The following is a 14,927-nucleotide window of genomic DNA, read 5'->3' as shown; positions in this document are numbered from 1 at the left end:
AACTCGAATTATTTTGGGCATAGTTAACCGAACAGGTAGCGGTTCATCAGGTTCTCAAGCTGCTCCTGACGGCCGCTGGCGTGCTGCGGCGCCAGTGCATGTTGTTCAGCGTACTGCGCCAAGGCTTCCAGCGACAGTTTGCCCTGCAAAATTTGCTGGCCCAGCTCACCGTTCCAGCCGGCGTAACGTCGGGCGACCTGCTGAGGCAGTTGGCCGTCGACGGTCATTTTGGCCGCCACTTTCAGCGCCAGCGCCATCGTGTCCATCGCACCGATATGGCCGTAGAACAGATCGTATTTGTCGGTGCTTTGGCGGCGGACCTTGGCGTCGAAGTTCAGGCCACCGGTAGTGAAACCGCCGGCCTTGAGGATCTCGAACATCACCAGGGCGTTCTCCTCCACGCTGTTGGGGAACTGGTCGGTATCCCAGCCCAACTGCGGATCGCCGCGGTTGGCGTCGACCGAGCCGAAGATGCCGAGCGCGATGGCGGTGGCGATTTCATGGTGGAAGGAGTGCCCGGCCAGGGTGGCGTGGTTGGCCTCGATATTGACCTTGATCTCCTTCTCCAGCCCGAACTGCTTCAGGAAGCCGTACACCGTGGCGACGTCGTAGTCGTACTGGTGCTTGGTGGGTTCCTGCGGTTTGGGTTCGATCAGCAGCGTGCCCTGGAAACCGGTTTTGTGTTTGTGCTCCACCACCATTTGCATAAAGCGGCCAATCTGCTCGCGCTCCTGGCGCAGATCGGTATTCAGCAGGGTTTCGTAACCTTCGCGCCCGCCCCACAGCACGTAGTTCTCGCCGCCCAGTTGATGAGTGGCGTTCATGGCGGTGAATACCTGAGTGGCCGCCCAACTGAACACTTCCGGATCCGGGTTGGTGGCCGCGCCTGCGCCGTAGCGCGGATGGGTAAAGCAGTTGGCGGTGCCCCACAGCAGCTTCACGCCGCTGCTTTGCTGTTTTTCCGCCAGCACGTCGGTCATCACCGCAAAGTTATTCAGATACTCTTTCAGCGAAGCGCCTTCCGGCGAAACGTCGACGTCGTGGAAGCAATAGTAAGGCACGTTCAGCTTGTGGAAGAATTCGAACGCCACGTCGGCCTTGCGTTTCGCCAACGCCAGCGCATCGCCCGGTTGCTGCCAGGGCCGATCAAAGGCCCCGACGCCGAACATGTCCGCGCCGTTCCAGCAGAAGGTGTGCCAGTAACAGGCGGCGAAGCGCAGGTGGTCGGCCATGCGTTTGCCGAGCACCAACTCATCGGGATTATAGTGGCGGAAAGCCAGCGGGTTATTGCTGTCGGGGCCTTCGTAGCGAACTTGCTCAAGCTGATCAAAATAGGATTGCATTTTCGACTCCTGGGTAGCGATGCCCGGTTTACGGGATGCATTTATCTTCGGAGTTAGAACCCGGTGGCTCAATTACGTTATTTCACTCTTAAATTCACAGAATTATTAAATGTGCGGCAGATCTCATAATAGGCGTTTAAGCGCGTTTCATTTGAATTTTATGGCGCACGACGATTTTTTTCAGGGAGAAAGCATGACCGCCATCATAAAAATAACATTAAACCAAAAAACATAATTCGCCGGTAAAAATCTGTAATTGCCGAAGAGTAAATAACCGACAACAATCCGCTCTAAGCTGATTCACCGGCCCGTTTCAATTACCTTCCCATACCCGTCGCCTTTCAGGTTGCGGCGTTGTTGGCTGCAACCTGAAATTCATAGGGTATAAATATTGGATAACAAAGGTATATAAAATGAAATTAAAACCCCTGTTCCTTTCGGTCTGCGCGCTGCTGGCGCTGGCCAGCCAACCGGCACTGAGCAAAGAAATCAAAATTGGCATGGCGATCGACGATCTGCGTCTGGAGCGCTGGCAAAAAGACCGCGATATTTTCGTCAGCAAGGCCAAAACATTGGGGGCGGACGTCTTCGTTCAATCGGCCAACGGCAATGAAGAAACCCAGATGGCGCAGATAGAAAACATGATCAACCGCGGCGTCGACGTGTTGGTGATTATTCCCTATAACGGCCAGGTGCTGAGCAACGTCATCAGCGAGGCCAAGCGGGAAGGCATTAAGGTATTGGCCTACGATCGCATGATCAATAACGCCGATATCGATTTCTATATCTCCTTCGACAATGAAAAGGTCGGTGAACTGCAGGCGCAAAGCCTGGTGCAGCGGGTGCCGCAGGGCAATTATTTCCTGATGGGCGGCTCACCGGTGGATAACAACGCCAAACTGTTCCGTCAGGGCCAGATGAAGGTGCTGCAACCCTTGATCGACAGCGGGAAAATCAAGGTGGTGGGCGATCAGTGGGTTGATGGCTGGCTGCCGGAAAACGCATTGAAAATCATGGAAAATGCGCTGACCGCCAACAGCAACCATATCGACGCCGTGGTGGCTTCCAACGACGCGACCGCCGGCGGGGCGATCCAGGCGCTGGCCGCTCAGGGGCTAGCGGGCAAGGTGGCCATCACCGGCCAGGACGCCGATCTGGCGGCGGTGAAGCGTATTATGGCCGGCACCCAGACCATGACGGTCTACAAGCCGATCAGCAAGCTGGCCGATGAGGCGGCGAGCATCGCCGTGCAACTGGGCAAAGGCGAAAAACCCAAATCCAACGCGACCCTGAATAACGGCGCCAAACCGGTGCCGGCCTGGTTATTGACGCCGATCCCGGTGGATAAATCGAATATCGACAGCACTATTATTGCCGACGGTTTCCATAAAAAATCCGACCTTAATTAATACCGATATCCGGTGACGTGGAGGGAATAATGCCCTGCCTATTGGAAATGAAAAATATCACCATGCAATTCGGTGCAGTCAAGGCCGTGGATAATGTCAGCCTGCAACTAGAGGCCGGGCAGGTATTATCGTTGTGCGGTGAAAACGGGTCGGGAAAATCCACGCTGATGAAAGTGCTGTGCGGAATATATCCGCACGGCAGTTATCAGGGCGATATTTATTTTTCCGACGATGTGTTGGCGGCAAAAAATATCCGCGACACCGAGAAAAAAGGCATTGCCATCATCCACCAGGAGCTGGCGTTGGTGAAGCAGATGACGGTGCTGGAAAACATGTTTCTCGGCAACGAACAGTGTCGCCGTGGCGTGATGGATTACGACGCCATGTACCTGCGCTGCCGGCGCATGCTGGCGCAGGTCAAGCTGGAGGTGGATCCCAATACCCGCGTCGGTGAGTTGGGGCTGGGGCAACAGCAACTGGTGGAGATCGCCAAGGCGCTCAACAAGCAGGTACGGCTGCTGGTGCTGGATGAACCGACGGCGTCGCTGACCGAAAGCGAAACCGCCACGCTGCTGGCGATCATTCAGGATCTGCGCGATCACGGTATCGCCTGCATTTACATTTCGCACAAGCTGAACGAGGTGAAAGCGATCTCGGATCTGATCTGCGTGATCCGCGACGGCAGGCATATTGGCACGCGGCCGGCGGCGGAGATGAGCGAAAAAGACATTATCGCCATGATGGTGGGGCGCGAACTGACCGAGCTGTACCCGCAACAGCAGCATGCGATCGGCGACGTGATTTTGCAGGTGGATAACCTGACCGCCTGGCACCCGGTGAACCGCCACGTCCGCCGGGTGGATGAGGTGTCGTTCAGCCTGCGGCGCGGTGAAATTCTTGGCGTCGCCGGGTTGGTCGGCTCCGGCCGTACCGAGACTATGCAGTGCCTGTTCGGCGTCTATGCCGGCCGCTGGCAGGGCAGCATCCGCATTAACGGCCAGCCGGCCATTATCAATAATTGCCGACAGGCGATGCGCCACGGCATCGCCATGGTGCCGGAAGATCGCAAGCGCGACGGCATTGTGCCGGTGATGGGCGTCGGGGCGAATATGACGCTGGCGGCGCTGAGCGACTTCAGTGGCGCATTGACGGTGATCGACGACGCGCAGGAGCAGGCGACCATTCGCCAGTCGCTGGCGCAACTGAAAGTGAAAACGTCGTCGCCCGAATTGGCGATCGCCAGGCTGAGCGGCGGTAATCAGCAGAAGGCGATTTTGGCCAAGTGTCTGTTGCTGAAGCCGAAAATCCTCATTCTGGACGAGCCGACCCGCGGCATCGATATCGGCGCAAAACAGGAAATCTATAAATTAATCAATCAGCTGGTACAGCAGGGTATCGCGGTGATCGTGGTGTCTTCGGAACTGCCGGAAGTGCTGGGCCTCAGCGACCGCGTGTTGGTAATGCATCAGGGGCGTATCAAGGCGTCGCTGGAGAACCGGGGTCTGACCCAGGAACAGGTGATGGAAGCCGCATTGAGGAGTGAAACAGATGTCGAAAAGCACGCAGTCTGACGCGATAGCGCAGGAAATCGCCGAAAAAAAGCCGATCCTGAAGCTGAAATCCATCAATTTTCAGGTGTTGGTGATGCTGGCGGCGATCGCCGTCATTATGCTGTTCTTTACCTTTACCACCGAGGGTGCCTATCTCAGCGCGCGCAATGTCTCCAACCTGCTGCGCCAGACGGCGATTACCGGCATTTTGGCGGTGGGCATGGTGTTCGTGATCATTTCGGCGGAGATCGACTTGTCGGTCGGTTCGATGATGGGGCTATTGGGCGGGGCGGCGGCGATTTTTGACGTCTGGCTCGGCTGGCCTCTGCCGTTGACCATCGTGGTTACGCTGCTGGCCGGTCTGTTGCTGGGGGCCTGGAACGGCTGGTGGGTGGCGTACCGCAAGGTGCCGTCGTTTATCGTTACGTTGGCGGGCATGCTGGCCTTTCGCGGCATTCTGATCGGCATCACCAACGGCACCACGGTAGCGCCGACCAGCGGCGCCATGTCGCAGATCGGCCAGAGCTATCTGCCGGGCGGTGTGGGTTTTGGCATCGGCGCCGTCGGGCTGATGCTGTTCGTTGCCTGGCAATGGCGGCGACGCAGCCGACGCGCGCAGCTCGGGCTGCCGGTGGCCGCCGCGACCGGCGACGTGACCCGGCAAAGCCTCCTGGCGGTGGTGGTGCTGGGGGCGATTTATCTGCTCAACGATTACCGTGGCGTACCTACGCCGGTACTAATCCTTACCGCGCTGATGCTGGCGGGGATATTTATGGCCACCCGCACTGCGTTTGGCCGCCGGATTTATGCCATCGGCGGCAATATCGACGCCGCGCGCCTGTCGGGGGTCAACGTCGAGCGCACCAAGCTGGCGGTGTTCGCCATCAATGGCCTGATGGTGGCGATCGCCGGGCTGATCCTCAGTTCGCGGCTGGGCGCCGGCTCGCCGTCGGCGGGCAATATCGCCGAGCTGGATGCCATCGCCGCCTGCGTGATTGGCGGCACCAGCCTGGCCGGCGGCATCGGCAGCGTAGCTGGCGCGGTGATGGGGGCGTTTATCATGGCGTCGCTGGATAACGGCATGAGCATGCTGGACGTGCCGACCTTCTGGCAGTACATCGTCAAGGGCGCGATCCTGCTGCTGGCGGTGTGGATGGATTCCGCCACCAAACGCCGGGCATAAGCATATTTCCTTCACACTTGAAGCGGTATCTGTGTTGGCTGCGTTCGCCCACCCTTAAGTGAGCTCATCGGAATGAGCTCCTTTGCCGCCTCGATACAACGTCAATTATGTTGGATATAGCTTCAGAGATCACAGTTATGAGGTGATGCCTGCTGCTCTCGCAGATGGGGTGTGCTATGCCAGAGAGCAATTACATTTACCGGGGATGCCGCATGTTCGCGAAGCGCTTTCGCATTACGTTACTGTTCAACGCCAATAAAGTGTATGACCGCCAGGTGGTCGAGGGCGTCGGCGAGTATTTACAGGCTTCACAGTGTGACTGGGACATCTTTATCGAAGAGGATTTTCGCTGCCGTATCGACAACATCAAGGACTGGCTGGGCGATGGGGTGATCGCCGATTACGACGATCGCGAGATTGAGCGGTTGCTGCATAACGTCAGGGTGCCGATCGTCGGCGTTGGCGGCTCCTATCACCGTGAAGAGGATTACCCGCCGGTGCACTATATCGCCACCGATAATCAGGCGCTGGTGGAGGCGGCGTTTATGCACCTGAAGGAGAAGGGGATCAATCGCTTTGCTTTTTACGGCCTGCCGGCGGAAGGCGGCAAACGCTGGGCGCAGGAGCGCGAACAGGCGTTCCGCCAACGGGTGGCGGCGGAGCAATATCAGGGCGTGGTGTATCAGGGCATGGCCACCGCGCCGGAGAACTGGCAGTACGCGCAGAACCGGCTGGCGGATTGGGTGCAGACCCTGCCGCAGCAAACCGGCATCATCGCCGTGACCGACGCGCGGGCGCGCCATTTGTTGCAGGTGTGCGAGCACCTGGATATCGCGGTGCCGGAGAAACTCTGCGTGATCGGCATCGATAACGAAGAGCTGACGCGCTACCTGTCGCGGGTGGCGCTGTCGTCGGTGGCGCAGGGCACCCGCCAGATGGGGTACCGCGCCGCCAAGCTGCTGCATCAGTTGCTGGACCGCCGCGAACTGCCGCTGCAACGCATCCTGGTGCCGCCGGTGAAGGTGATTGAACGCCGTTCCACCGATTTCCGCTCGCTGCGCGATCCGGCGGTGATTCAGGCCATGCATTACATCCGTCATCACGCCTGCAAGGGCATCAAGGTCGAGCAGGTGCTGGATGCGGTCGGCATGTCGCGCTCCAACCTGGAAAAACGCTTTCGGGACGAGACCGGCGAAACCATCCACCATATGATCCATCAGGAAAAGCTGGAGCGCGCCCGTAATCTGCTGACGGCGACCTCGCTGACCATCAACGAAATCTCGCAGATGTGCGGCTACCCGTCGTTGCAATATTTCTATTCGGTGTTCAAAAAAGGCTATGACGCAACGCCCAAAGAGTACCGCGAGCGCCACGGTGAAACCGGGTATTAGTTGCCTTTTTGTAGCCTTAAAGGCTACATTTGTAGCAAATAAGGCTACAAAAAGAGGCGTCATGTACAATCCTCTGCTCGACATCCTGTTCAGCGAATATCGGCGAAAAGTGCTAAGCCTGCTGTTAACTCAGCCCGAACAAGCGTTTCATGTGCGTGAAATTGCGCGCCGGACCGCAACTCAGGCTGGCACTCTGCATAAAGAGTTGAATAAGCTGGCACAGGGCGGCATTTTGCTCAGACAGCAACAGGGGAATCAAATTTGTTACAGGGCCAATCCCGACTGCCTGATTTTTACTGAGCTGGCGGCTGTTTTCCGCAAAACTTCCGGGGTTGTCGGGTGTTTGCAACAGGCCTTGTCCGGGCTCAATGCCGATCTTGAGTTGGCCTTTGTTTTTGGCTCAATCGCCAGTGGTAAAGCCAATGCAGACAGCGACATAGATGTTTTGATCGTCGGCGATGTGTCTTTCACGGAGGTTATCAAAACTTTTTATCCGCTACAGGAGATGCTGGGCAGGGAAATTAACCCTAAGTTGTACTCTTCAGCAGAATGGCAGGTGGCTTTGGCTGAGGGTTCTGCGTTTATTCAGGACATCATGAATAAACCGCAATTATGGATTTTGGGAGACAAGGATGACATTGGACAATCTGGTCGGCATCGGCCTGGAGGCGATACCGCCTGATTCGGGCGCTATTAGAAAATTACTCTCCGCCGCTGCACGTAATCGGCGTGACGCCAGCATTACGCAGCTCAGCAATGAAAGCCGTTTTGACACGGCGTATAAAGCGGTTATGCAAATGGCCAATGCCGCTTTGCAGGCGCAAGGCTTTCGGACGTTGACCAGCAAACCAGGCGATCACCAGATTGTGATTCAATCATTGCCGCTTACGGTAGGGATCCCCCGTGAAACCATGATTTGTCTGGATGCTTTGCGAAAGCAACGCAACATTGCGGATTATTCAGGTGATTTGGTCACGGATGCGGCGGTGCAGGCTTGTCTGGAACAGGCCGAGGCATTATGGCTGGCGGTTAATGACTGGCTTCGACTCAAACACCCCCAGCTTTTGGAATAGCGCCCCTCACACCAACCCGCAAAACGCTCTTAGCCGCTCGGCCAGCGCCGGGGTGGCGGCGGGTGCGCTGTCGCGGTAGTAAAGCGCCAGCTCGAAGCTGCCGACCGGCGGTAACCCTTCGGCGATACCCAGCACCCGGTGGCTCGGCAACCGGCAGCCGGCCGGCAACAGGGTGACGCCCAACCCGGCGGCGGAGGCGGCGGTGAGTGCCGCCAGGCTGGCGCTGCTGTAGCCGATGCGCCAGCGTTTACCGAGGTTATCCAGCGCCTGACACAGCTCCTCACGGTACAGGCCATTAAGCGGAAACACCGCCAGCGGCACCGGGGATTGTTCGATCGCCGGGAAGGCCAGGCTGTCGAGCCACAGCAGCGGTTCCGGCCTGGCGGCGCGCGGCGGCTGGCTGCGGCGCTGCTTGACCAGGATCAGATCCAGCTCTTCTCGGGCGTAGGCGCTGTGCAGATCGGCGCTCAGGCCGCTGGCGACGTCGAGGCGCAGGTGCGGGTGCGCACGGCTGAATTCCGCCAGCAGCTCGGTGGTCGGCACCGCGAAATCCTCCGGCATCCCCAGCCGTAATACCCCGTCGCGCCAGATGCCGGTCAGCGCGTCGTGGGCCTCTTCATTCAGCGCGATAATCCGCCGCGCATAGCTCAGCAGCTTGACGCCCTCTTCGGTCAGCAATACCTGATGGGATGAGCGTTCAAACAGCGGCTTGCCGAGCATCTCCTCCAGCCGCCGCACCTGCTGGCTGACGGTCGATTGCGACAGGAACACCCGATCCGCGGCGCGGGTGAAGCTGCCGCTGTCGCAGACCGCGACAAAGCTGAGCAATAACTGCGGATTGAACATCGGGTAACGATTCATTTTCCCACTGCCGGCTATTCTATTATTTAATTTCCCAATACTAGCGGCGATGCCTACAGTAACGCAACGCTGTGGCGCACAGGCTGTGACGCCGCACTCTTCATCCCGCAAGACCAGGATTATGCCGTGTTAAATCATTCCGTTTCCCCCGCCACCTCGCGCCGCGGGTTTAACCCGCTGCTGTGGGCGCTGGTGCTGATTGGCCTGAATATGCGGCCCTTGTTGACCTCTGTCGGCCCGCTGCTGCCGACGCTGCGGCAGGCTACCGGGCTGAGCTTTGGTGGCGCTGCGCTGCTGACGACCTTGCCGGTGCTGATGATGGGGCTGATGGCGTTGGCGGGCGGGGCGATCAACCGCCTGTTCAGCGAACGGAGCAGCGTGGTGCTGAGCCTGCTGGCGATCGGCCTCGGCGCCGCCTGGCGCGAACTGGCGCCGGGCAGCACGCAACTGATGCTGAGCGCGGTGCTGGGCGGGCTGGGGATTGGGGTGATCCAGGCGGTGATGCCCGGCATCATCAAGCACCACTTTCTCAAGCGGATGGCGTTGGTGGCCGGCCTGTGGTCGGCGGCGCTGATGGGCGGCGGCGGACTGGGGGCCGCGATAACGCCGTGGCTGATGAGCGCCGGGCATGACTGGCACGGCGCACTGGCCTGGTGGGCCGCACCGGCTCTGATGGCGTTGATCGCCTGGTGGCCGGTCAGCCGTGGGTTGGCTCGCCTTGCGCCATCCGGCGCTTCTGCCGGCCCGAGCCTGCTGTTCAGTCGCCGCGCCTGGCTGCTGGGCGCTTATTTTGGTTTGATCAACGGCGGTTATACCAGCCTGATCGCCTGGTTGCCGCCGTATTACATGCAGCTCGGCTGGCAGCCGCAGGCCAGCGGAACGCTGCTGGCGCTGATGACCTTCGGCCAGGTGATTGGCGCGCTGTTGCTGCCAGCGGTGGCGCGGGCACAGGATCGTCGGCCGCTGTTATTGTTGGCGCTGGTGATGCAACTGATCGGTTTTATCGGCCTGATTTACCTGCCGCAGACGCTGCCGTGGCTGTGGGTACTGATCGCCGGTCTGGGGCTGGGCGGCGCCTTCCCGCTGTGCCTGGTGCTGGCGCTCGATCATATCCCGCACCCGGCGGCGGCGGGGCGGTTAGTGGCGTTTATGCAGGGCATCGGTTTTCTGCTGGCGGGGATGACGCCGTATCTTTCCGGCCTGCTGCGCGACTACAGCGGCGGCTTTACGCTGGACTGGCAAATCCATGCGCTGCTGGTGGTGGTGTTGATCGCCATCACCGGGCGTTTTCATCCGCGCAGCTACCGGCAGGCATGTAGCGAATAATATTTCTGTCATTGCGGCTCCCTATAGTGACGTTGCTTTTACCTCGGGGCGATAACAACAATTAGGGAACCATGACATGCACATCACCAAAACCCGTTTGGCGCTGTTGGCCGGCTGTATGGCATTAAGCGGCAACCTGTGGGCCGACGCGCAGCCGGCGCAAGCGATACTGGCCGGGCATGCGCTGCTGCCGGTTAAATCCAGCATCTCCGCGCCACAGGATGCGCCGACCGATTTACGGCAAAGCGGCAAATACACCAGCGGCAAGCGCGTGAGCGAACTGGGTAGCGTGGCGGGCAAATCTGCCGATCGCATGACCGGCATCGGCCTGCCGATCAATGGCCAACCCTTGCAGGGCCATTCCGGCATCAAACATATGCCCGACGGCACCTACTGGGTGCTGACCGACAACGGCTTTGGCAGCAAGGCCAACTCGCCGGACGCCATGCTGTATCTTAATCACTACAAAATCGACTTCAGCACCGGCACGGTTACGCCGCTGAAGACGGTATTCCTGCACGACCCGGACCAGAAGGTGCCCTTCCATATCATCAATGAGAGCACCGAAAAACGTTACCTGACCGGCAGCGATTTCGACCCGGAGAGCTTCCAGTTCGCCGACAATGCGCTGTGGATCGGCGACGAATTCGGTCCTTACCTGATCAAGGCCGATCTGGACGGCAAGGTGCTGGCGGTGTTCGATACCAAGGTGGACGGCAAGGTGGTGAAATCGCCGGATAACCCGACGCTGACCCTGCCGGGCGCACCGGACGGCAAACAGAACTTCCAGGTGGCGCGCTCCAAGGGCTTTGAAGGCATGGCGGCGTCGCCGGACGGCAGCAAACTCTACCCGCTGCTGGAAGGCGCGCTGTGGGACGGCGAGAAGTTTGAAAACGTCGACGGCAAACGCTACCTGCGGGTGCTGGAATTTGACGTGAAACAGCAGGCATGGACCGGCCGCAGCTGGCAATACGTACTGGAAGACAACCAGAACGCCATCGGCGATTTCAATATGATCGACGCCACGCGCGGCCTGGTGATTGAGCGCGACAACGGCGAAGGCACGCCGGACAAAGCCTGCGCTGCGGGTGCGCCGACCGACAATTGCTTCAGCCAGGTGGCGAAGTTCAAACGGGTGTATAAAATCGCCTTCTCGGATGCCAACGTCGGCAAACCGGTGGAAAAACTGGCGTATATCGATCTGCTGAACATTCAGGACCCGAACAAGCTGGCGCGCAAGCCGCTTAACGACGGCGTACTGACCTTCCCGTTCTTCACCATTGAAAACGTCGACGTGGTGGATGGCAGCCATATCATCGTCGGCAACGACAATAACTTCCCGTTCTCCTCCAGCCGCCAGCCGAACGTGGCGGACGATAACGAATTTATCCTGCTGGACGTGAAAGATCTGCTGAAGCCTTAACCCCGCCGGCCTCCGGCATTGCTGCCGGGGGCCAACGCTATTCCCTCTTAGCGCCAGGGATAAACTGCGCTATAATCAGCCTCTTGCTTCTGACTCCCGAAGGAAGATCCTCGTCCCCGGTGGGGCGGCCGGACTTCAAATCCGGTTGGGGCCGCCAGCGGTCCTGGGCAGGTTCGACTCCTGTGATCTTCCGCCAATGCTTGTTCTGATAGTTCCCGCAATTGAAACGATTAGCCGTAAACGGCACACAAATAAAGCCGATCGATGGATTCTGGCCTACAGGGAAGAATCATGCGTACCTTTGAGCCGGATGTGTGTTCGTACGGTGATCAACGCCCCATTGCCGAGATTAAGCCCTTGGATTTGCTGGAAGTACTGTGGCGGATTGAGAAGCTTAGGGTATTGGGGAAAACCCGTAAGGTATGCCAGCGCTGTGGAGAGGTCTTCCGCTACGCCATTATCACCGGCGGCGGAGTACAATCCAGCCTCAGATCTTGCCAGTGCACTAACCATTCCCAAGCAAAAGCACCACCCGTTTCTTTCTGCCGAAGAGCTGCCTTATTTTGTTAAGGACTTGGAAGGGTATACCGGCAGCATCATCACTAAGAACGCAGCTAAGATCGTTATGCTGACGGGCGTACGCACGCAAGAAATGCGTTTTGCAACATGGGAAGAAATTGATTTTGAACGCGCTATCTGGGAGGTTCCCGCCGAACGCATGAAAATGCGCCGCCCGCACATTGTGCCGCTCTTGTTTAAACAGCTACAACCGATCACAGGTCACTATCCTTACATTTTCATTGGACGAAACAACCGCAGAAAGCCTATAAGTAAGGAAAGTGTGAATCAGGTGATTGAGCTGCTGGGATATAAAGGGAGAGCCACCGGTCACGGTTTCAGGCATACGATGTCTACTATCCTACATGAGCAAGGGTTTGATTCCGCATGGATTGAGATGCAACTTGCTCATGTGGATAAGAATGGTATTCGAGGAACTTATAATCATGCTCAGTATCTTGAAAGAAGAAGGGAAATGCTTCAATGGTATAGCAACACTCTTTTCGTAATGAAAATTAAGGAGCGGTAGTGAAAATAATATCTTTATTCAATCATAAAGGTGGTGTTAGTAAGACCACAACTACTTTTAATATGGGATGGATGCTAGCTCAACTTGGCCATAAAGTTTTGATAGTTGATGCAGATCCACAATGTAACTTAACGGCTTTAACGCTAGGTTATTCAACTACGGATGATTTTGATGTAATATATAAAAATAATCCAAATTGTGATATTTACACCTGCATTAAGCCAGTTGTTGATGGTTCTTTAGGTAAGGTTATTCCAGCCGATCCAATTGTTACATCTAATCCACAGTTAAGCTTATTATGTGGCAGTATATCTTTGTCAGAAATAGAAACTCAGATTGGGGTTGCGTTGACAACTAGCACTGCTATTCCGGCTATTAGGAATATTCCAGGGAGTATAGGTGCGTTTTTGCGAGAAACAGGGAAAAAACACGAGTTTGATTATATTCTAGTTGATATGAGTCCCAGTGTTGGTGCATTGAATGAATGTCTACTGATGTGTAGTGACTATTTTATTGTACCGACATCACCAGACTTTTTCTGTGCTCAAGCTATTAAATCACTCGCAAAGGTTCTCCCTAGGTGGAATAGTGAAATAAATAACTTTCGAGATGAGGCGATTTTATATCCTTTCCCAGTGGAACCACCAAAATTTATTGGTTTTATTTCCCAGAAGTATCGTCCGAGAAATAATCAGCCGGTTAAATCTTTCCAGCGATGGATTGATGTTATTAAGGGTGAGGTTACAAATACATTAATACCTTCTTTAATGCCAGTTAATATGTCGATATCAGAGGCTGAGTTTGTTAATGGAAGTTCTTCGAAAGAACCGTTTAATTTAGCAAATATTTCTGACTTTAACTCACTTATAGCTCAATCACAGAGGCATAGCACACCTGTATTTGCTCTGTCAGATGCACAAATAGAGCAAAGTGGAGTAATTCTTGAAACAATGAAAGAAAATAGAAAGGAGTTTAGAGATAATTTCATAACACTGGCTAATTCCGTTGCTAATTTAGCAAGGTAAATGTATTTAAGCCGTAGACTATATAGTCTCGGCTTTTTTATTTGTGCTAATTTTATTTTGATGTTTTTCTAGAAAGTCTGCATTATTTATTTTTTTAGCCTTTGTGCTACAATTTTATTTATTTAAGGTGTTAAATTAAATAAATATTCAATCCCAATTGTCAATCATATATTTTACCCATTGGGAGTATTTTTCATTACCTACCTTTATAATGTATTTGTTACTATAATCGAATCCTGAATCTTTCTTTGAAAGATAAAAAACCAACTCTCCATCACCCCAATTACAAACGATCCTCCTTAGGTATTCCTCTTTTGATGTCATTGCACCATGAAAATCACTGTCACTTGGAAATCGTGAGTTAAGGTATTTAGTTGCCTCAATAAATAGTAATACTATATCTATAAAATCTTCGGCTTCCTCAAGAGTTGCATCTCTGTACTCGTGCTCTATTTCATTTCTTAGCTTATTTATTTTATCTATTATTCTTGGTCTAACAATTCCAATGCTTTCCAAAAAATCAATTTTTCTTGGAAAGTTTTTCAATTTTTTAAAATAATCAACTCCACTAAATGAAATGCAAAGAATATCTACCTTCATATGCAAAGCAGCTTTTGCATTCCTTATCGAGTTATTTAGATTCCTTCTTTCCTTTCCTGCATTTAAATCATCAATAGCATCTTGTAAGTATTTATTTGGTTTCAAATAATCTTTATATCCAATGTAAGTCCAACTACAGTCAGGATAAACATCTTCGTCCAACTCGCTAGGAACTAACATAATATAACCTCCTTGGTATGTGCTAGTTTATAAATGGATTCTTAACGTATGTAAATAGTCTAACAACACTAAAATTTTTACCATAAGTTTTAGCTGTAATGCCTGCGCGCGCAATACTCCCTCGCCTACGCGCTCTGACTTTATCGTGCACATTTCATGCATGACACAGAGGCCCAGTAAGCCCTTGTGGCGCGGGGTTTCGGCTGTTTTGAAAGGCTGGGGATTAATGCAAAATCATGCACCCTATGCATGCACGCTCGATTTAAGGCAGGCTAGCCAGAGAAAAGGCTGTTTTCGGGCTTGAGGGACGATAAAAGCCCCGCAGCAAAATCAACATTGCAGCGGGGCCAGTTCAATCAATGAAGTGTTTGATTTCGGCTATAACGGCGGTAACGATTTAATGTCCTTTTTCCGGTGGCGGTAAATCATCGCCGGTCACGGCCTCTGCTTTAATTGGCTGACATAAAATCTTATCG

Annotated in this window: 12 protein-coding genes, 1 tRNA gene and 1 pseudogene; 11 read left to right on the top strand and 3 right to left on the bottom strand. The window is 54.8% G+C overall.

Features of this window, described 5'->3' with window-relative positions; translation table 11 throughout:
- Nucleotides 1-23: 23 nt before the first annotated feature.
- A complete protein-coding gene (xylA, locus tag JK621_RS16050) occupies nt 24-1,343 on the bottom strand; it encodes a xylose isomerase (RefSeq protein ID WP_212556822.1) in 1,320 nt (439 codons plus the stop codon).
- 413 nt (nt 1,344-1,756) lie between these two features.
- Between xylA and xylF the strand changes: the two genes are divergently transcribed.
- From xylF to JK621_RS16020, 6 genes are all read left to right on the top strand, one after another.
- Complete coding sequence (xylF, locus tag JK621_RS16045) at nt 1,757-2,752, top strand: D-xylose ABC transporter substrate-binding protein (protein ID WP_212556821.1); 996 nt, start codon at nt 1,757-1,759, stop codon at nt 2,750-2,752.
- 29 nt (nt 2,753-2,781) lie between these two features.
- Nucleotides 2,782-4,323, top strand: coding sequence for a xylose ABC transporter ATP-binding protein (locus JK621_RS16040; RefSeq protein WP_212556820.1), 1,542 nt, complete (start codon nt 2,782-2,784; stop codon nt 4,321-4,323).
- On the top strand, nt 4,301-5,485 hold the full coding sequence (gene xylH / locus JK621_RS16035) for a xylose ABC transporter permease XylH (protein ID WP_126479585.1): 1,185 nt from the start codon (nt 4,301-4,303) through the stop codon (nt 5,483-5,485). The genes JK621_RS16040 and xylH overlap by 23 nt, the downstream gene beginning before the upstream one ends.
- A gap of 212 nt (nt 5,486-5,697) precedes the next feature.
- Entirely contained in the window at nt 5,698-6,876 is a 1,179-nt protein-coding gene (gene xylR / locus JK621_RS16030; protein WP_212560214.1) for a D-xylose utilization transcriptional activator XylR, read from the top strand.
- Nucleotides 6,877-6,937: 61 nt separating this feature from the next.
- Nucleotides 6,938-7,558, top strand: coding sequence for a nucleotidyltransferase domain-containing protein (locus JK621_RS16025; RefSeq protein WP_212556819.1), 621 nt, complete (start codon nt 6,938-6,940; stop codon nt 7,556-7,558).
- Entirely contained in the window at nt 7,509-7,949 is a 441-nt protein-coding gene (locus tag JK621_RS16020; RefSeq protein WP_212556818.1) for a DNA-binding protein, read from the top strand. Before JK621_RS16025 ends, JK621_RS16020 begins: the two co-directional genes overlap by 50 nt.
- A 6-nt stretch (nt 7,950-7,955) precedes the next feature.
- Here the strand turns inward: JK621_RS16020 and JK621_RS16015 are convergent, their stop codons facing one another.
- Entirely contained in the window at nt 7,956-8,810 is an 855-nt protein-coding gene (locus JK621_RS16015) for a LysR family transcriptional regulator (RefSeq protein WP_064799593.1), read from the bottom strand.
- Nucleotides 8,811-8,936: 126 nt separating this feature from the next.
- Here JK621_RS16015 and JK621_RS16010 point away from each other — a divergent pair, with 126 nt between their 5' ends.
- From JK621_RS16010 to JK621_RS15990, 5 genes and pseudogenes are all read left to right on the top strand, one after another.
- Nucleotides 8,937-10,136 (top strand): cyanate transporter, encoded by a 1,200-nt coding sequence (locus JK621_RS16010; protein ID WP_212556817.1) that lies wholly within the window; start codon nt 8,937-8,939, stop codon nt 10,134-10,136.
- Between the two features lie 76 nt (nt 10,137-10,212).
- Complete coding sequence (locus JK621_RS16005; RefSeq protein WP_212556816.1) at nt 10,213-11,559, top strand: esterase-like activity of phytase family protein; 1,347 nt, start codon at nt 10,213-10,215, stop codon at nt 11,557-11,559.
- A 101-nt stretch (nt 11,560-11,660) separates the two neighbouring features.
- Nucleotides 11,661-11,755: transfer RNA gene (locus tag JK621_RS16000), tRNA-Sec, on the top strand.
- A 21-nt stretch (nt 11,756-11,776) separates the two neighbouring features.
- Nucleotides 11,777-12,646, top strand: a pseudogene (locus JK621_RS15995) (tyrosine-type recombinase/integrase); the annotation flags it as partial.
- A complete protein-coding gene (locus JK621_RS15990) occupies nt 12,646-13,671 on the top strand; it encodes a ParA family protein (RefSeq protein WP_212556815.1) in 1,026 nt (341 codons plus the stop codon). The pseudogene JK621_RS15995 and the gene JK621_RS15990, both read left to right, overlap by 1 nt.
- Before the next feature lie 147 nt (nt 13,672-13,818).
- Here the strand turns inward: JK621_RS15990 and JK621_RS15985 are convergent, their stop codons facing one another.
- Nucleotides 13,819-14,451 carry a hypothetical protein gene (locus tag JK621_RS15985; protein ID WP_212556814.1) on the bottom strand — a complete coding sequence of 211 codons (633 nt, stop codon included), beginning with the start codon at nt 14,449-14,451 and terminating at the stop codon, nt 13,819-13,821.
- Between the last annotated feature and the right edge of the window lie 476 nt (nt 14,452-14,927).

Origin of the sequence: Serratia plymuthica, assembly GCF_018336935.1 — a bacterium.
Taxonomy (GTDB): Bacteria; Pseudomonadota; Gammaproteobacteria; order Enterobacterales; family Enterobacteriaceae; genus Serratia; species Serratia plymuthica_B.
The sequence above is the reverse complement of the archived record's forward strand: the minus strand, read 5'-3'. Positions and strand labels throughout refer to the sequence as shown.